Raw genomic sequence first — 18,784 nt, 5'->3', positions numbered from 1 at the left:
TTCTGCCCTTTGTTTTCCCACGCATGCCCGTCTGACTCCTGGCGGATTGCTCTCCAACGCTTCCTCAAAGCGGACTTATAGTCATTATGTATGGTGGATTAATTGTTACTCCACTGATATTGTGAAACTTCGTATCCGCTTCGACAGCATGGCTGGCACGGCCCTGTCGACAGCCGCATTCATGATTACGCATTGCGTTTAACGGGGAGGAAGCATGCAATTGAAGTCTCTGGTGGTCGCCTTGGCCGCCGCCGTCAGCATGTCGGCGGCGTATGCCCAGACGCAGATCGTCATCAAATTTAGTCACAACGTCGCGCCCAATGCGCCCAAGGGCTTGGCCGCCGAACGTTTCAAGATGGTGGCTGAAAAATTGACTGGCGGACGGGTAAAGGTAGAAGTCTATCCCAACAGTCTGCTTTACAAGGACAAGGAGGAGTTCGAAGCGTTGCAGCTGGGCGCTGTGCAAATGCTGGCCCCGCCGTTGGGGAAGTTCGGGTTGCAGCTGGGCATCAAGGAATATGAAATTTTCGATGTGCCATACGTCTTTGCCAATAAGCAGTCGCTATACAGCGTCACCGAAGGACCAATTGGCAAGGCGATGCTGCAAAAGCTGGAATCGAAGGGCATCGTCGGCCTGGGCTTTTGGGATAACGGCTTCAAGGTCATGTCCGCCAACTCGCCGATGCACGTGCCGGCGGACCTCAACGGCTTGAAAATGCGCATTCAGTCCTCCAAGGTCATCGAAGCGCAGATGCGCGCAGTCGGTGCTATTCCTGTGGTGCTGTCGTTCTCCGAGACCTTCCAGGCACTGCAGTCGGGAGCCGTCGACGGTACCGAGAATCCACCGTCGAATATTTTGACGCAGAGAATGCATGAAGTGCAAAAACACATCACCTTGTCAAACCATGGTTACCTTGGCAATGCCGTGGTCGCCAACAAGAAATTCTGGGACGGATTGCCGGCGGACATACGCGTGCTGCTGGAAAAAGCGCTGGTTGATGCAACCACGTTTGAAAAAGCCATTGCCCAACGTGACAATGACCTGGCGCTGGACGCCATCAAAAAATCCGGAATGACGACCATTTATACGCCGACACCAGCGGAGAATGCCGCTTGGCGTGCCGCCATGGCGCCTGTAAAAATTGAGATGGAAGCGCGCATCGGCAAGGAACTGATGAGTGCAATAGCCCGCCAGGCCAAGTAAGTTTTTCATGTGCAACGCCGGCTGCTCGCGGCCGGGTCCGCTACTCTTGCACTTCTCTTCGCGTCACTTTTTCCCTCCTTTTGCACCCGTGCCGCACGCCGCTGCGGCGCGGGCGCCTGCACACCCCACAGGGGCATTGCGCTTGCTACCACAGAAATCACATTGCTTGCTGGCTTTGATCTATAAGTAAAAATAATTCAACTACAGTGCAAAAAAAACCACGCAGCTTAAGAATTATTTGCGTTATGATTGCTCCGCCTTGCAAGCACCACAATGGTGCGCTGCAGCGTAAATGCACACAGGTTTTGGGGAGTAGTGATAAAAGCACGGTAGTCCATACCGGAGAAATATCGAGGAGACCCACGTTTTACAGAATGTCGTTGGCACTGACCAAACGACCGGAAACGTGACCATACTTAGAACGCACCTTCGGGTGCGTTTTTTTTCGCCTTTTTTGGGCTGTTTTTTCACCAGCGCCGCCGTGGCAGCGTTTTACCGGCGGCGCCGATGCGCTACACTGCCCCCATGCCAGCATCTCATTCCGCCTTCAACAGCAGCGCCCCGTCTGGACCCCTGACTGGCCCCCTGACTGGCCCCGTGTTTAGCGCCATCGTCGCTGCGCCGTTCGGTGCCATCGGCATTCGCACCGACGGCGCCGTGGTGCGCGAGCTGGTGTATTTGCCGCCTCAGTTTGGTGCGAAAGAGCCCGTCGACGCCACTGCCGAGCTTGCTGCCAGGCAGGTGCTGCGCTATCTCGATGATGCCGATTTCACCTTTGACTTGCCGCTGGCGAGCGTCGGCAGTGCCTTTCAGCAGCGCGTGTGGACGGCCATTGCGGGCATTGCGCGCGGCAGCGTGCGCACCTATGGCCAGCTGGCGACGGCCATCGGTTCGGCGCCGCGCGCGGTGGGGCAGGCGTGTGGCGCCAACTGGTTTCCGCTGGTCATACCATGCCACCGGGTGACGGCAGCTGGCGGCCTCGGCGGCTTTTCCCATCATGACGACGAGCACGGCTTTCACCTGGGCGTCAAACGCTGGCTGCTGACCCACGAAGGGGCCAGCCTGGCCGGCACCCCGTGGCAACAGCAGGCAATGTGGACGTGATGGCAGAAGCAAGCGCTGCTGCGCCCGCCGCCGCCGCCGCCGTTGCCACGGTCAACCTCGGCCTGATCGATGCCTTTTGCGACAACCTGTGGCTCGAGCAGGGCCTGGCCAAGGCCTCGCTCGAAGCCTACCGGCGCGACCTGCGCCTGTTCGCCCGCTGGCTGGCGCTGCGGCGGCCCGCCTGCGCCACGCTGCTCCAGGTGGGCGCGGCCGATGTGCTGGCCTACTTTGCCGAGCGCCACGCCCAGTCCAAGCCCAGTTCGGCCAACCGCCGCCTGTCGGTGCTGAAACGGTTTTATCAGCTGGCCTTGCGTCAGGGCCAGATCGTCGTCGACCCCTGCCTGAAAATGCCGTCGGCCAAGCAGCCGCAACGCTTCGTCCACACCCTCACCGAGGGGCAAGTAGAAGCCTTGCTGGCGGCGCCCGATGTCAGCACTCAACTCGGTTTGCGCGAGCGCACCATGCTCGAATTAATGTATGCCAGTGGCTTGCGGGTGTCGGAACTGGTGGGCTTGAAACTGGTCGAACTGAGTTTGAATGATGGCGTATTGCGGGTGACGGGCAAGGGCAGCAAGACCCGCTTGGTGCCGTTCGGCCACGAGGCACGCGTGTGGCTGGTGCGCTATCTGGCCGAGGCGCGCGCGCAGATTCTCGACGGTCAGATCGATGACGCCCTGTTCGTGACGGCGCGCGGAGGGGCCATGACGCGGCAAATGTTTTGGGTTTTGATTAAAAAACACGCGGCACGCGCCGGCATCGACGGCCCGCTGTCGCCGCACACGCTGCGCCATGCGTTTGCCACCCATTTGCTCAACCATGGGGCTGATTTGCGCGTCGTCCAGTTGTTGCTGGGGCATGCAGATATCTCCACCACCCAGATTTACACGCACGTGGCGCGCGAGCGTCTCAAGCAGTTACATGGTATCCATCATCCACGGGCATAGACGGTCCCTGGTGCGAATAGCTTAGTTCAAATGCGGCGCGCATAATGCGTCATAATGGCGTCATCAAGTTCAATTCAGACAACACACGAGGTAATCATGGCGAAAACAAATTTTTCTTACGAAAAACGACAGCGCGAGCTGGAGAAAAAAAAGAAAGCCGATGAAAAGGCCAAGCGCAAGGCCGAAGCAAAAGCCCATCCGAATCCAGGCGCCGACGGCGAGCCGGACGACAGCGCCGAAGACGACGACAGCACTGACGGCGACAGCGACATCGAGCGCGCTTCCCCCCAGGAAGAAAGCCCCATCTAAGTAATGGCACGATAAAAAACGGGCCCGCGGTCATCGCGGGCCCGTTTTGCATGGTCTGGCCGGTCAAGCGACGTCAAGCGCCTCACTGGCTGGCAGCGACCGCCCTCTCTGAAACCAGCGCACGGCGCGCTTGCCCAGATTGTCGAGGTAGGTGTAGGCCACCGGCACCACCACCAGCGTCAACAGGGTCGAGGTGATCACCCCGCCGATCACCGCGCGCCCCATCGGCGCCTGCTGTTCGCCACCATCGCCGAGGCCAATGGCCATCGGCAGCATGCCGAAAATCATCGCCAGGGTGGTCATCAGGATGGGCCGCAGGCGCACCTGGCCCGCTTCCATCAGCGCCACCATCTGCCCCTTGCCGTCGCGCTGCGCATGGTTGGTGAAGTCGACCAGCAGGATGGCGTTCTTGGTTACCAAACCCATCAGCATGACGATGCCGATCACCGAGAAAATATTCAGAGTCGAGCCCGTCACCAGCAGGGCGACGATGACGCCGATCATCGACAGCGGCAGCGACACCATGATCGCCACCGGCTGCAGGAAGCTGCCGAATTGCGAAGCGAGCACCAGATAAATAAAGATGATGGCAATGGCCAGCGCGGCCACAAAACCGCCCATGGTTTCAGCCATGCGCTCGGCTTCACCACCGATGTCAAAGCGCACGCCCACCGGCAGGGCGATGGTCTTGATGGCTTTTTGCACATCGGCATTGACGTCGCCATTCGGCCGCCCTTCGATCCCGGCGTAGATCGCCACGCGGCGCTCGAGGGCCTGGCGCTTGAGCACCTGCGGGCTGGTCGCTGGTACGAACTCGACCACCTGGCGCAGCGGCACCATCAGCGGATTGCCGGCGGCGTCGCGCTTGCTCGAAGCGACCGACAGGTCGCCCAGGTCGGTGATTTTCTGGCGCCCGCTTTTTGGCAGCTGCACGTTGACATCGTAGTTCTGGCCGTCCGGCGCCAGCCAGCGGCTGACCTGGTCGCCAGCGACGAACGGCCGCAGGGCCGCGCCAATCTGTTGCACCGACAGGCCGAGGTCGCTGGCCAGCTCGTTGTTGATTTTTAAGATGGTGGCGGGATTGGCGCCTTCCTGGCTGTACTCGATATCCTTGACGCCCTTGATCATGCGCATTTTTTCCATCAACTGGTGCGCCACCGCGTCCAGCTTCGATTCGTCCTGGCCGAGGATGGCAATAAAGATGGGGCGGTTGCCCACCGAGGTGGTGATGCCGGCGATCGACTCGAGACGCTGGCGAATCGCCCCTTCGAGCACCTGTTGCGTGCGCCGCTTGACGTGGTTGCGGTCGGCCAGCTTGAGGTTCATCTGCGCCGTGTTGCGGCCATCATAGGTGCCGGCGGTGGTGGAAATGGTATCGATGTCCTTGCCGAATTCGCCCAGTGCCGCGGTCATCTGCTCGACCTTTTGCGCGGTGTAATCGAGGCTGGAGCCGACTGGCGTTTTAAAGCGCAGCTGGATGTAGCCATTGTCGGTCTCCGGAAACATTTCGCCGCCCACTTGCGGGATCAAGGCCAAGCTGCCGATGAACAGGGCCAGCGCCAGCGCCAGCGTGGCCTTGCGCCAGCGCAGCGCCGTGGCCAGTATCGCGCCGTACCACAGGTGCACGCGGTCGATGCCATGCTCGATGCGCTCCATCAGGCGGCCCAGCCACGGCACGTATTTAAAGCGGTCTTGCACCGGGTCCGGCCATACCGATGACAGCATGGGGTCGAGGGTAAAGCTGACGAACAGCGAGACCAGCACCGCCACGGCCACGGTGATACCGAACTGCATGAAGAAGCGGCCGATGATCCCCTGCATGTAGGCAATCGGCACGAACACGGCGACGATGGCAAAGGTGGTGGCCATCACCGCCAGGCCGATTTCATTGGTGCCGTCGAAGGCGGCGCGCAGGTGGCTCTTGCCCATGTTCAGGTGGCGCACGATGTTTTCGCGCACCACGATGGCATCATCGATGAGCAGGCCGATGCACAGCGACAGCGCCATCAGGGTGAGGAAATTGAGGGTAAACCCAAACGCTTTCATGGCGATAAAACTGGCCAGCACGGAAATCGGCAAGGTCAATCCGGTGATGATGGTGCTGCGCCACGAGTGCAGGAACAGGAACACGATGATCATCGTCAGCACGGCGCCTTCGATGATGGTTTCTTTCACGTTGTCGAGCTGGCTTTTGACGCGCTCGGCCTGGTTTTCCATCACCCGCAGCTGGTAGTCGCTGCCGAATTCCTTTTGCAGCTGCGCCGCCACCCGGGCCAGACTGGTGCCCACTTCGACCACGTTGGCGCCCTGCACCTTGGTCACCTCGATCGAGATGGCGCGCCGGCCATTGACGCGCGAGACCGAGGTTTCTTCCTGCTCGCCATCGACGATGGTGGCGACCTGGTCGAGGTAGACCGGACCGGACGCGCGCCGCGCGACGATGATGCGATTGAAATCGCGCGCCGTCTTCATGCGCCCTTCGATGCGCACCAGCTGTTCGCTGGCGCCGAAGCTGATGTTACCGGCCGGCAGATTGGCATTGGTCGCCTGGATCGAGCGCAGCACCTCATCGACCCCGATGTTCTGGCTCTGTAACTGCTCGGGCTTGAGGTTGACCAGGATCTGGCGGTTGGTGCGGCCGTTGACGCGCACCTGGCCGACCCCGGCCACCCCCTGCAGGCGCTTGGTGATGACTTGCTCGGTCAGGGTCGACAGCTCGCGCAGGCTGCGGCTGTCGGACATCAAGGTCATCTCGACGATGGGCTGCTCGTTATCGCCCTCGGCGCGAATGACCAGCGGCTCCTTGGCATCCTTGGGAAAGGCCGGGCGCACGCGGCCGATATTGTCGCGCACTTCCTGCATGGCCTTGTCGATATTGGCGCTGAGCTGAAACTCCAGGCTGATGCCGGCGCGCCCTTCCCACGAATTGCTGCGGATGGTCTTGATGCCGCTGACCGAATTGATGGCGTCTTCGAGCGGGCGGGTGATGTCGTTTTCCACCTGTTCGGGCGAGGCGCCGGGGTATTGCACTTCGACCCAGGCGAACGGGATTTCCACGCTGGGCATGCTCTCGAGCGGCAGCGTGCGGTACGAAAACAGCCCGAGCACCATCAGGCCGACCATGACCATGGTGGCGAACACCGGGTTGTTGATACTGGTTTTGGTGATCCACATGGCTTATCCCTTGCTGGCGCTGGTGGCAGTAGCAGCGGCAGCGGCCGGTGCCACAGTGGGGGCGGCGCCGATTCTGACCTGCTGGCCCGGCTTGACAGCATCGAGCCGCGCAACGATCACGGTGGCGCCGTCCTGCAGCCCGGTTTTGACTTCAGCGATGCCGTCGTCGTCATTGCGCAGGCCCAGGGTAACGGGCTGCAGCGCGACCTTGCCGGCGCTGATGGTGTAGACCACCGAAGCGCCCTTGACCTGGCGCACGGCAGCGAGCGGCACCAGCGGCGCCGGCGCCGACTTCTCGGTGGTGATGGCGCCCTTGGCGAACATGCCGCCGCGCAAAGAGGCATCGCGGTTGTCGACGCTGATATACACCACCATCGAGCGCGAACCGGCTTCCGTGGTGGGGCTGATGCGCGCCACCTGGCCGATAAAGTCGCGCTGCTGAAAGCCATCGACCTTGAAGCGCACTTCCTGCCCAATTTTTACCCGCGGCACTTCCGAGGCGGGCACCTGCGCTTCCAGGTTCAGCTGGCGCAGGCTGACGATGGTGGCCACCGGCATGTCCGGCGCCAGTTTTTCGCCGGCCTGCACGTGACGCTTGCTGATCACGCCAGCCAGCGGCGCCTTGATGACGGTGTCGGCCAGGGCGATGCGCGCCATGTCGAGCTGGGCGCGGGCGGCGGCCAGGCTGGCCTGCGCCAGTTCGACGCTGTTCTGGCTGGTATCGTGCGACGATTGCGAAATATAGTTTTGCGCCAGCAAAGCCTGGCTGTTGGCGCGGTTCTTGGTGGCCAGCGACAGGCGGGCCTGCGCTTCATCGCAGGCTGCCTGCATCTGCGCCACGCGGGCGCGCTGGTCGGCAGCGTCGAGGCGGGCGATGACTTGCCCGGCAGCTACTGACGTGCCTTCCTGCAGTCTCATCTCCAGCACCACACCCGATACTTTCGATTTGACGGTGGCCATCTCGGAGGGCGCCAGGGCGCCCGCCAGCGGCAGGTCCAGGCGCAGTTCGCGCCGCTTGATCAGCGCCACATCGGCCTTTGACAGCTCGTATACCGCCACTGCTGCGCCGTCTTTGACGGCCTTGGCGTCAGTGGCGGCGGTGGCGCGCGCCTTCATGGCGTACCAGCCGGCGCCGCTCAAGAGCACCAGCAGCAGGGCCGCGCCTTTTTTCCAGTGGCGGCGGGCAGTGGTGGCGGGGGGCAGCGGCAGGGTCTCGATTTTCATGGGGGCTTGGTGGCAACAGGGTTTGGGGTATTGTTATTGTTAATGCAATTGCGTGAACAGCGGTGCGCGTGTGCTCCGTCGTCAGCCGGTGGAGCGGGAAGCGCATGGTGACACTATAGAAAAACACCAGGCACATGGCCAGTAGTGCGCGACAGGCCGGCGAAAGGCGCCGATGAAGTGCGCAACAGCGCGACGAAGCGCGCCCGCATTGCCCCTGGCAACGGGGGCGGCGCGCAGTCCGGGATCTACTTTGAGGCCGCGCAAGCGCCAGACTGTCCGGCCATCCAAAATGCATAGTCAGAGTTGACCGCCACCACAGAGCGAGGATGCAGTGCCAGAAGACATGCAAATGCATTACCCCGGCAACGACCCGGAAGGTGCCGGCCTTGCCGCGCTCGATTTTCTGTATCGCTTCGTCGCCGCCGTCGAGCTCACCCCGAATGTCGCCGTGCACAGCTGCGACCGCGACGGCACCCTGCGTTACTGGAACAAAAGTTGCGAAACGCTGTTTGGCGTTCCCGCCCGTGACGCCATCGGCCAGCACCTGACCACGGTGGTGCCGCGCCCCGGCCACAACGACGAGTTCGACCAGCTCATTGCCCACGTCTGGGACAGCGGCGAGGTGCCGGCGCCGCGCGACTGGTTGATTGAACGCGCCGACGGCAGCGAGCGCTGGGTCTATTCGAGCCATTACGCCATCAGCCGCGACGGTTTTACGCGGCAAGTGCTGTGCATGGAAATCGACGTCACCGGCCGCAAGGTCGACGAAGCGGCGCTGCGAAGCGAGGGGGTGCATTTTCGCCAACTGTTCGAGCGCTCCAACGACGCCATCGTGCTCTTGCGCGGCAACATTGTGATGGACGCCAACCCGGCGGCGCTGCGCCTGTTTGGCTGCGAGCATGCGCAGCTGGTCGGGCACAGCCTGCTCGACTTCTCTCCCGAGCAGCAGCCCGGTGGCCAGTCGTCGCTGCTGCGCGACGCCGATTTCGCTGCCAGCGCCTTTATTGAAGGCAACGAGCAGTTCGAATGGCAATATAAACGCTGCAATGGCGAACTTTTTTTTGCCGAGGTGCTGTTAACCTCGGTGGCGCTCGACCATGAACAGCTCGCTTACGCGGTGATCCGTGATATTTCCACCCGCCTCGCCGCCGAGCAGACCTTGCTGATGGCGGCGCAAGTATTCGACAAGAGCCGCGACGCCATTTTGATCCTCGACCGCGAGCAGCGGGTGCTGGCCGTCAACCAGGCCTTTACTGACATTACCGGTTATGCCGCCATCGAGGTCATCGGCCGGCCGCTGCCGAATGTGCAGAACGGACCGCACGAGCCCGCCTTTTACCAGCAGATCTGGGACTACCTGACCGACCACGATCACTGGGAAGGCGAAATTTTCGGCGAGCGCGCCAACCACGACATCTATCCGGTGCATGTGGCCCTCACTGCCATCCGCCGCGCTGACGGCGCCATCAGCAGCTACATCGTCATCCTCAGCGACATCAGCAACCGCCGGCTGGCCGAGGAGCACACGCGCCACCTGGCCGAACACGACTTTTTGACCGACCTGCCCAACCGCGTGCTGTTTCTCGACCGCCTGCAGCAGGCGCTGGCCACGGCGCGCCGGCGGCGCACGCGGGTGGCGCTGATGTTCATCGACCTCGACCGCTTCAAGCAGGTCAACGACAGCCTCGGCCACCAGGCCGGCGACGCCGTGCTCAAGGAGCTGGCGCTGCGCATGACGCGCTGCGTGCGCACGGTCGACACCGTCAGCCGTCACGGTGGCGACGAATTCGTCATCATCCTGGCCGATATCCGCGGCGCCGACCAGGCCGCTCACGTGGCCGCCACCGTGATGCAGGCGGTGGCGCAGCCGATGACCATTCGCCACCCGCTGCCGGGCAATGGCAGCGTGCCCCCGCGCGAAGACCCGGTGGCCATCTCCGCCTCGATCGGCATCGCCATGTTCCCTGACGACGGTGACGACGCCGACACCTTGTTGCAGCATGCCGACGTTGCCATGTACCACGCCAAGCAGGCCGGCCGCAACACCCTGCAGTTTTTTAGTCCCGCCATGAACGCCCACCTGCTTGAACAGGTAGAAGTTGAGCAGCAGCTGCGCCAGGCACTGGCGCTCGACCAGTTCGAGTTGCACTACCAAAAAGTCATTCAAATCGCCAGCGGCCGCACGCTCGGTGTCGAAGCGCTGCTGCGCTGGCGCCACCCGCAACAGGGCTTGCTGCAGCCTCAACAGTTCTTGCCGGTGGCCGAGTCGGCCGGGCTGATGGGGGCGATCGGCGAATGGGTGCTGGGCCAGGCTTGCCGCCAGGGCCAGCGTTGGCATGCGCAGGGGTACAAGGTCATCGTCGGGGTCAACCTGTCGCCCAGCCAGTTTTTGCATGGCCAGCTGATGGCCGTGGTTGACGCCGCGCTGTTGCAGTCGGGGCTGGACGCCGCGTACCTCGAACTGGACATCGCCGAGGCGATGCTGGTCGAGCCCGACGCCGCCACCGTTGCAACCATCGACGCGCTGCACCGCCGTGGCGTGCGCCTGACGGTGGATGGCTTCGGCGCCGGATACTCGAGCCTGGCGAGCTTGCGCCGCTACCGCCTGTCCGCGTTAAAAATCGATCAGCGTTTTATTGACGAGTTGCTACCCGAGCCGGGCGTGCAATCGGTGGTGCCCGCCATCATTGCCGTTGCCCGCAGCCTGCAATGCGCGGTGATCGCCGAGAGCGTCGAACAGGCGTCGCAGTTACGTTATCTGGAACAGCATGGCTGCGATGCCTACCAGGGCTGGTATGCGGGGATGCCGTCGCCCGAGCCTGACTTGGGTGATCCGCTGGGTGATCCGCCAGCTGATCTGCTGGCTGATCCGAACGGTAAACCGTTTACAGGTCCGCAGCAGTAAATGGGGGCGCCAGATCAAACAGTCGGATGCGCGCCAGTACCTGGCCATGGTCGGACGCTTCCGGCACGCCCAGCACCAGGTGGTCGTTGAGATAAATGACGTCGACCACTTCGCCGATCGCATGGGGCAGGTCGGCGTTAAATTCTTCCGATACCAGGATATGGTCGATGGTGGTGTACTGGCCGTCGTGCATGCTGGAAAAGCCGACATGGCCCAGGTAATCGGGACGGCGCTGCAACTGGTAAGCATCGAACAAGCGTTCGCCCAGCGGCGCACCGGCACCGATGACGATGCCGGTGGTGACGGCATCGGCGACATCGTTGAAGTCGCCCAGCAGCACGCAGGGACGGCGCGTGTCGCGGTGCAGGTTGCTCAGCAGTACGCGCAGGGCCACTGCTTCGGTACCGCGCCGTACCAGCGAGCGCAGGCAGGCGAGGGCATACAGCAGGGAGTCGTCGCTGGTGTCGCCGGTGCGGTAATCGGGCCGCTTGCTCTTGAGGTGGACCACCAGCACATCGACTGTCAGCGTCGCCGACACCACCACCTGCGCGTGCAGCACGGGGCGGGCGAAGCGGTCGGCATCGCGGCTGCCAGCGGGCATGGCGACGCCGTCGGGAAAGGTGGTGTAGCAGACGGCGGTAGCGGCCAGCGGCAGGCGCGAGACCAGGGCCACGGTCGGGGTCGGCCGCTCGCAGGCGGGATCGGCATCGAAGCCGACATGGGTGGCGTCGCGGTAGTTGGCGGTACGCGATAGCACCAGCTTGAGTATGTCTTGGGAAAAAATTTCCTGAAAACCAATGACGTCAGCATCGAGCAAATCGATTTGCCGTGCTGTCCAGTTGACCTTGGCTTCGAACTGGGCATCGGTGCAAGGTTCCAGATTGTCGTACAGCTTGGCGCCGACGGGACCGAGGTTCAACAGGTTGAAGGTGGCAAAGCGAATTTCCTGTTGCATAATGACAGACTCCCCCGATGAATAAACAGCGTATCACGCATGGCCAAAAAAGAGCATATCTCCGAAACCCCCGCCACCGCCTGGCTGCGCAAGCACGCCGTTGCGTTTGGTAAACATCCATATGCCTATGAAGACAAGGGCGGCACCAGCGTGTCGGCGCGCGAACTGGACGTCGACGAGCACGCCGTCGTCAAGACGCTGGTGATGGAAGATGAGGGCGCCAAGCCCCTCATCGTGCTGATGCACGGCGATTGCAAAGTGTCGACCAAGGAACTGGCACGCCAGATCGGCTGCAAAAAAATCGAACCGTGCAAGCCGGAAGTGGCCACCCGACACAGCGGCTTTCTGGTGGGCGGCACCAGCCCTTTCGGCACCAAAAAAACGCTGCCCGTGTACATCGAGCGCAGCATTCTCGATCTGCCAATTATATATATCAATGGCGGCCGCCGCGGTTACCTGGTCAGCCTGGCGCCGCAGGACGTGCTGCAATTGCTGCAGGCGACGCCGGTAACGGTGGCGCTGCACGAGCGCTAGGGCAATGACGTTCAGTTTACCTATGTCCCCATATGTCCCATGTCTGCTCACCGAACGGCGCTTTACCCGTTAACTCCGGAAAACCCCCAGCGCCGCTCTCAGGAAGCCTTCGGCACTGCCAACGCGATTGTCATCAATGGCCCAGCGCCACCCCAGGTAGTTCGCCAGATAGCGGGTGGCGACGCCATTGAAATGGCTTAGCCAGCCCTTAAAACGGTTGTGATAGTTATTCACGTTCTGCACATGAATGGCGCCATCGACGCGGATTTTTCGTTTGAGATTGACGGCGCGGTGGGCAATGCCGGCGTCACGGGTAAACCGGCGGTAGACCGGATTGCCGTCGCTGACCAGTAAGGTATCGCTCTGCAGTGTTGGCAGCAAATGGCGCTGCAGACTGGCTGCCTTTAAGGCGCCACGGCCGCCGATAAAATCAATGGTATTCGCGGCGCGGTCGCGCGCCACCACGATCGTGACCTGTTCGGCCGAAATGCCGCGCCGGCTGGCGACGCCGCCGCGCCGGCGCGCAGGTCGTGTTAACTGCTTCGCGCCTTTTTGCGACTCCAATAAAAACGTTTCGTCAACTTCGACGATGCCCTGCAGGCTGCGCGGCCGGTCAAATTTCACCCAGTCGAGAAAACGGTGGCGCCACCGAAAACTGGTGTTTGCATGCACGCCCACTTTTTTTGCTGCCCGGTGTACGGTACACGCCGGATCGCGCAAACAATCGAGATAGCTCAGCCAGCGGTCTTTATGGCGCAGGCGCGCCAGCGGCGTGTCCGTCAAACTATTAAAGCTGCGCCCGCATTGGCGGCAGCGATAGCGTTGTAAGCCATTGGCGCTGCCGTCGCGATACAGCCTGGTGTTCTGGCAGCGTGGACACTGCAAGCGGTCCTGGGCCGCCTGCTCGATCAGGGCGTAAATGCGCTCGCCGTAAATCGAGTGGGCCATCTCCAGGCACACTTCCTCGCGCTCGTGCAGGCCCAATGCCCGCAAGCGTCGTAACAGCCGGTCGAAGGCGGCGCGGTCCATGTCACTCCCCTAATCAATGGTCGAGTAACTTGGAGTCGCGCGCGAGAATGAAGTTCAACAGCTGTCCGGACTTTACGGGTAAAGCGCCTGCCGAACGGTATGACCGGCTAAGCGACAGTTTCAGCGCGTTTGATCGCGGCCAGGATTGCATACAGCTGTTCCAGGTCAACCGGTTTGACGAAGTGGTAATCGAAGCCGGCCGCCGCTGTTTGCGCGCGGTCCTGCGTCTGGCCGTAGCCGGTGATGGCGATCAGTACCGCGCCAGCGCTGGCGCCGTGGGCGCGCAGGCGACGCGCCAGTTCGTTGCCATCCATGCCAGGCAGGCCGATGTCGAGCAGGAACACATCGGACGTTGCCGTGCTGATGTGCTCGAGCGCGCCGCGCGCGTGGTGGGTGACCGTTACTTCATGGCCAACGGCTTCGAGCAGCATGGCCAGCATGACGGCGGCATCGACGTTGTCGTCGACCACCAGAATGCGCAGCGCCGTCTTGGCCACCTCGCTGGCGCTGCCGATGGGGATGACGTCGGCGCCGCGCTGCTGCGCTGCCACCCGCGGCAGGCAGACGGTAAAGATACTGCCGCAGGCGGCGCCGGCGCTGCTGCAACTGACGCTGCCGTGATGCAGGCCGACGATGCTCTTGACCAGCGCCAGTCCCAGGCCCAGCCCGCCCAGTGAGCGGTCCGACGAGCGTTCGGCCTGGGTGAACAGGTCAAACGCATGCGCCGCCAGATCGGCCGCCATGCCGATGCCATCGTCGCTCACGTGAATGAGCACATGGTCGTCGCCCACTTCGGTGGTGACGGCAATGTGGCCGCTTTCAAAGGTGTATTTGGCGGCATTGTTAAGCAGGTTGGCCAGCACCTGCACCAGCCGGTGGCGGTCGCCCAGCACCAGCGCGGCCTGTTCGGTCGAGCTCACCGTCAGCCGGTGGCGGCGCGCGCGCATAAGCGGGCTGAGCTGCTCGACTGCTTCAGCCACCACCTGGGCGATATCGAGCCGCTCCATGTTCAGCTCGACCAGGCCGCTGGTGACGCGCGAGACGTCGAGCAGATCGTCGACCAGACTGGTCATGTGACGTACCTGGCGGGCGATGATCTGGCTGGTCTGGCGGATTAAGGCTTCATCGAGCAGGGCCACCTGCAGCAGATCGGCGGCGGCGCCGATCGGTGCCAGCGGATTGCGCAACTCGTGCGCCAGCATTGCCAGAAACTCGTCCTTGCGGCGGTCCGCCAGCGCCAGCTGTTCCTGGGCGGCGCGCCGCTCACTGACGTCGCGAAAGAAAAAGGCGACGCCACCATCGAACGAGCGCTGCGCGCGGACTTCCATCCACGCCTGCTGCTGGTCCGGCCAGGTGTAGAGGAGCTCAATGATTTCCGTGATACCTGTTTGCATGACCCGGTGGTACACCAGCTCCGCTGCGGTGTCTTTTAGCTCCGGCCATACCTCCCAGTGATTGCGGCCGATCACCTCGGCCGCCGTGCGCCGCGTCAGCCGCAGGCCTTCGGCGTTGACCTGCAAGATGGTCCAATGGCGGTCGAGCACGGCGAAGCCTTCGGCCATGCTGTCGAAGATGGACTGGCTGCGGTCGCGTTCGTAACGCAGGGCAGCCTGCGCCTGCGCCGCTTCGACCGCCGACCAGGTGCGCTCGGCGGTTTCCTGCGCCAGCCGCAGTTCGTGCGGCTGCCACTGGCGCGGCTGCGCGCTTTGCAGCGTTAGCACCACCGTCAGGACGCCGGCGCGCACGTATGGAATGATCAGGTCGGCACGGATGCCGATGTGCTGGTAGGCCAGCACGTGGGCGGCCGTGCGCGGGTCGCTGGCCACATCATGATTGACCACCGTCGCGCCCGCACGCAGGGCGTTAATGATGTGCGGGCTAAAATCATCCATGATTTTGTGCTGGCCCGCCAAACTGGGGCAGTCGCCGGCGGTCCAGTCGTGCCGCACATAGGCAGTACCGTCTTCTGCATGGACTTCGGCGTACAGCACGCGCGACACCCCCAGCGTGCGGCCGAGCAGGGCACAGGCGATTGCACTGACTTCGTCGGGATCGCTGAACTGGCGGATGCGGTCGCTGAGCTCGAGCTGGAAGGCCTGGTTGGCCTTCGCCTCTTCTAACTGGGAAATTTTTCGCGCCAGCGTGCTGTGCGCCAGGCGGGCGGCGCCCCGGTTCGCCCGCGCAAACGTGCCGCTCACCGCACCATCTTCGGCAACACGTTCGCATGGTGCGACACGCCTGCATCAAGTATTGGGCAGCGGTGGGTCGGGTCTGTAAACAGCGCGGCAGGGGGCAGATGGCCTGACATTGCCCATTTTTACATAAAATCGATTACCGGCGCGCACGCTCGGTGGTGACTGTTGGTCGCAGCAATGGTGACTGTTCACTACCTCGTCGCACTGCTGCAGGGCAGCATGATGCTCACGCACAGGCCGCCGCCGATGCGGTTACGGGCGGCCAGCGTGCCACCGTGGGCAGCGATCACGCGCTGGGCGATGGCCAGTCCGAGTCCGTGGCCGTCGATATTGTTGGCGCTGGGATCTGAGCGAAAAAAGGCTTGGAAGATACTCGACAGATGGGCCTCCGGCACGCCTGGACCGCGGTCGCGGACATCGATGAGGACGCGGCGGGCCGCGGTCGGGGTCGTCGCTGCCGGCGCCTGTACCGCGATTTCCACCACTGCACCGGGCGGCGAATACTTTATCGCATTGCGCACGATATTTTCGATGCCGCGCCACAACAGCTCGGGCGCGCCGCGCACCTGCATGCTGGCGTCGTCGCTGTCGGTGTGGCCCAGCAGTTGCACGCGGCATCCGCACAGTTCGGCTTCGAAATCGGCGTCGGTGGCGATCTGGTGCAGCAGTTCGCCGATGGCGACGTCTTCCAGCGGCGGCAGGTTGATGGCGGTATCCAGGCGCGACAAGGTCAGCAGTTCGCCCACCAGCTTGTCCATTCGCATGCTTTCGCGTTCGATCCGTTCGAGCGAGGAGCGCAGCTTGTCGGGATTTTGATGGGCCAGGCCGATGGCGGCGTGCAAGCGGGCCAGCGGCGAGCGCAGTTCATGGGAAACGTCGTGCAGCAGGCGCTGCTGGTTGTCCATCAGGGCGCGCAGCTTGCCGCTCATGCGGTCGAATTCGGGTCCCAGTTCAATCAATTCATCGCCCTTGCCTGGCTTGCCGTCGGCAAAGCGGGGCGCCAGATCGCCCGAGGCGGCAGCGGCAAAGGCGCTGCGCAGGGCGCGGATGGGACGCGAAATATACAAGGCGAGCACGGCGGCAACGACAAAACTGGCGAGGATGCCGATGACGATACCGATATACGGAATGCGCGGACCATGGGCGTCGCCGCGCATGGCACCGGGCTCGGTGGGACGGGCGAGGGCGGGCGGCCCGCCGAACAGCGGCGGCGCTGCGGGGAACGCCCGTGCAGCGTCGCCAAAGCCGCCATGGCCGACGCCGTGAATGACGAAGGCGGTCCAGACCGCTCCCCTGCCATTCTCATTCGAAAAATTGCGCACCACCGCGTGCCCTTCGGCCGTGCCCAGCAGGCGCTGCGCTTGGCCGCGCAGGGCCGCTGCCACCGGCCGGCCGCGCAGTTCGGTGCCGGCGCCATCGAGCACGTACAGATTGGCACCCATGCCCGTTTGCAGGAACTCGCGCAGGCCGGCAATGTCGCCATACTTGAAGGCGACCGCCGCCGCATCGAGGGTGGCGCTGGCGCGCATGCCGGTGTCAACGGTGCTGGCGGCGTGACTGCGTTCGACGGCCTGGCTGCGCAGCCAGAAAAACGCGCCGACGCCGCCAGTGGCGGCGACCTGGGCGAGCAGGATGGCGACAAAAAACTTCCAGAACAGGCGACCCATGTCAGTCGCCGATCAATTGGTAACCCTGGCGGAAAATGGTCAGCAGGCAAGAGCGGCCATCGGCCAGGGTGCCCAGCTTTTGCCGCAGGCTGCTCAGGTGAACGTCGATATTCCGGTCAAAACGGGCCAGCGGTCGTCCCAGTGCTTCTTCCGATAATTCATTCTTGCTGACGGGGCGCCCGGCGTTTCGCGCCAGCACTTCGAGCAGATTGAACTCGGTGCTGGTCAGTTGCAGGGGCTCGCCAGCGATGGTGGCGCGCCGCATGGCGGGCGTCATTTCCAGCTTGCCGACCTTGAGGGTGAGCGCTTTGACGGCATCGGCCACCGGCGCTTCGGCACGGCGCAGGATGGCGCGGATGCGCGCCGTCAGTTCGCGCGGCGTGCACGGCTTGGTGACATAATCGTCGGCGCCCAGTTCGAGGCCGAGAATGCGGTCGCTGTCGTCGCCGCGGCCGGTCAGCATGAGGATGGGCAGGCGGCTGTGCTGGCGCACCCGGCGCAAGGTTTCAATGCCATTCACACCCGGCATCATCACATCGAGCACGGCAATGTTGTAGTTGCCCGACAGCGCCAGCGCGGTGCCCTGCACGCCGTCATGGGCAGTGGCGACGGCAAACCCTTCCTGCGTCAGGTATTCCTGGAACATGTCCACCAGTTCCACATCGTCATCGATCAGCAATACCTTTTTCATGCTGCGATCATAGCAAAGCGGGGCGCGCCGCCGCCGCCCGGCTGCCTGATCTTTACACTGATTTACACCGCGCGGCGGCGCTGCCGCGCCGCCGATGCTTGCTATCATGGCTGGCAATGGCGCGCATCGATGGTGTATATTCAGCACCCCGGTGCAGCTTGCCGGAGTGATAACAAAAGCCACCAGAGAGAAACCATGAACACCCTGATATTTGTCATCGCCGCCTATTTGATCGGGTCGATTTCGTTTGCCGTCGTCATGAGCCGCCTGTTCGGCCTGTCCGACCCCCGTACCTATGGCTCGAAAAATCCCGGCGCCACCAATGTGCTGCGCAGCGGCAACAAGAAAGCCGCCATCGCCACCCTGATCGGCGACGCCGTCAAGGGCTGGTTCGCCGTCTGGCTGGCGCTGCGCCTGGCGCCCCAGTACGGCGTGGCCGATGCCGGCGTCGCCATGGTGGCGCTGGCGGTGTTTATCGGCCACCTGTATCCCATCTTTTTCAAATTTGTCGGCGGCAAGGGTGTGGCCACCGCGCTGGGCGTGCTGTTTGGCGTGAGCGTGTGGCTGGGTCTGGGCACCCTGGTGACCTGGCTGGTGATTGCCTACGCCTTTCGCTATTCATCGCTGGCGGCCTTGATCGCCGCCATCTTCGCGCCCTTTTTCTATGGCCTCATGAATGGCGTCGATGAAATGTTTATCGCTGTACTATTGATGAGCAGCTTGCTGGTCTGGCGCCACAGCAAGAACATCAGCAATTTGCTGGCTGGCAAGGAAAGCCGGATAGGCAGCAAGGGCGCTGTCGCCAAGCCCGCCAAAGGGGCCCACAAGTAAGCCGTCCCAGCTTGAATT

14 protein-coding genes are annotated in these 18,784 nt (G+C 62.9%); 7 read left to right on the top strand and 7 right to left on the bottom strand.

Features of this window, described 5'->3' with window-relative positions; genetic code table 11:
* The first annotated feature begins 214 nt into the window (after window positions 1–214).
* From ACP7BZ_RS04560 to ACP7BZ_RS04545, 4 genes are all read left to right on the top strand, one after another.
* Window positions 215–1,204, top strand: a complete 990-nt coding sequence (locus tag ACP7BZ_RS04560; RefSeq protein WP_426110447.1) for a TRAP transporter substrate-binding protein — start codon at window positions 215–217, stop codon at window positions 1,202–1,204.
* A gap of 597 nt (window positions 1,205–1,801) precedes the next feature.
* Window positions 1,802–2,308, top strand: a complete 507-nt coding sequence (locus tag ACP7BZ_RS04555) for a methylated-DNA--[protein]-cysteine S-methyltransferase (RefSeq protein WP_426110553.1) — start codon at window positions 1,802–1,804, stop codon at window positions 2,306–2,308.
* Window positions 2,308–3,252: a site-specific tyrosine recombinase XerD gene (xerD, locus tag ACP7BZ_RS04550; RefSeq protein ID WP_426110446.1), complete on the top strand. Its 945-nt coding sequence runs from the start codon at window positions 2,308–2,310 to the stop codon at window positions 3,250–3,252. Before ACP7BZ_RS04555 ends, xerD begins: the two co-directional genes overlap by 1 nt.
* 96 nt (window positions 3,253–3,348) lie before the next feature.
* Window positions 3,349–3,561 (top strand): hypothetical protein, encoded by a 213-nt coding sequence (locus ACP7BZ_RS04545; protein ID WP_426110445.1) that lies wholly within the window; start codon window positions 3,349–3,351, stop codon window positions 3,559–3,561.
* A gap of 63 nt (window positions 3,562–3,624) precedes the next feature.
* On the opposite strand, the gene ACP7BZ_RS04540 is transcribed toward ACP7BZ_RS04545, so the two are convergent.
* Together ACP7BZ_RS04540 and ACP7BZ_RS04535 are read right to left on the bottom strand one after the other, a co-directional pair.
* Window positions 3,625–6,735 (bottom strand): efflux RND transporter permease subunit, encoded by a 3,111-nt coding sequence (locus ACP7BZ_RS04540; protein ID WP_426110444.1) that lies wholly within the window; start codon window positions 6,733–6,735, stop codon window positions 3,625–3,627.
* Window positions 6,736–6,738: 3 nt separating this feature from the next.
* Window positions 6,739–7,959 carry an efflux RND transporter periplasmic adaptor subunit gene (locus tag ACP7BZ_RS04535; protein WP_426110443.1) on the bottom strand — a complete coding sequence of 407 codons (1,221 nt, stop codon included), beginning with the start codon at window positions 7,957–7,959 and terminating at the stop codon, window positions 6,739–6,741.
* Window positions 7,960–8,302: 343 nt separating this feature from the next.
* Between ACP7BZ_RS04535 and ACP7BZ_RS04530 the strand changes: the two genes are divergently transcribed.
* Window positions 8,303–10,864 (top strand): sensor domain-containing protein, encoded by a 2,562-nt coding sequence (locus tag ACP7BZ_RS04530; protein ID WP_426110442.1) that lies wholly within the window; start codon window positions 8,303–8,305, stop codon window positions 10,862–10,864.
* Here the strand turns inward: ACP7BZ_RS04530 and ACP7BZ_RS04525 are convergent.
* Complete coding sequence (locus ACP7BZ_RS04525; RefSeq protein ID WP_426110441.1) at window positions 10,845–11,819, bottom strand: endonuclease/exonuclease/phosphatase family protein; 975 nt, start codon at window positions 11,817–11,819, stop codon at window positions 10,845–10,847. The genes ACP7BZ_RS04530 and ACP7BZ_RS04525 overlap by 20 nt on opposite strands.
* Before the next feature lie 39 nt (window positions 11,820–11,858).
* Between ACP7BZ_RS04525 and ybaK the strand changes: the two genes are divergently transcribed.
* A complete protein-coding gene (ybaK, locus tag ACP7BZ_RS04520) occupies window positions 11,859–12,353 on the top strand; it encodes a Cys-tRNA(Pro) deacylase (RefSeq protein WP_426110440.1) in 495 nt (164 codons plus the stop codon).
* Window positions 12,354–12,422: 69 nt separating this feature from the next.
* Here the strand turns inward: ybaK and ACP7BZ_RS04515 are convergent, their stop codons facing one another.
* From ACP7BZ_RS04515 to ACP7BZ_RS04500, 4 genes are all read right to left on the bottom strand, one after another.
* Complete coding sequence (locus ACP7BZ_RS04515; protein ID WP_426110439.1) at window positions 12,423–13,382, bottom strand: IS1595 family transposase; 960 nt, start codon at window positions 13,380–13,382, stop codon at window positions 12,423–12,425.
* A gap of 107 nt (window positions 13,383–13,489) precedes the next feature.
* Window positions 13,490–15,580, bottom strand: coding sequence for an ATP-binding protein (locus ACP7BZ_RS04510; RefSeq protein ID WP_426110438.1), 2,091 nt, complete (start codon window positions 15,578–15,580; stop codon window positions 13,490–13,492).
* Window positions 15,581–15,768: 188 nt separating this feature from the next.
* Entirely contained in the window at window positions 15,769–17,244 is a 1,476-nt protein-coding gene (locus ACP7BZ_RS04505) for a sensor histidine kinase (RefSeq protein WP_426110437.1), read from the bottom strand.
* Between the two features lies 1 nt (window position 17,245).
* Window positions 17,246–17,935: a response regulator gene (locus tag ACP7BZ_RS04500; RefSeq protein WP_426110436.1), complete on the bottom strand. Its 690-nt coding sequence runs from the start codon at window positions 17,933–17,935 to the stop codon at window positions 17,246–17,248.
* A gap of 195 nt (window positions 17,936–18,130) precedes the next feature.
* Between ACP7BZ_RS04500 and plsY the strand changes: the two genes are divergently transcribed.
* Window positions 18,131–18,766 carry a glycerol-3-phosphate 1-O-acyltransferase PlsY gene (gene plsY / locus ACP7BZ_RS04495; protein ID WP_426110435.1) on the top strand — a complete coding sequence of 212 codons (636 nt, stop codon included), beginning with the start codon at window positions 18,131–18,133 and terminating at the stop codon, window positions 18,764–18,766.
* Window positions 18,767–18,784: the final 18 nt, after the last annotated feature.

Source organism: Massilia sp. PWRC2, from assembly GCF_049896725.1.
GTDB lineage: Bacteria > Pseudomonadota > Gammaproteobacteria > Burkholderiales > Burkholderiaceae_D > JAFCUW01.
The sequence above is the reverse complement of the archived record's forward strand: the minus strand, read 5'-3'. Positions and strand labels throughout refer to the sequence as shown.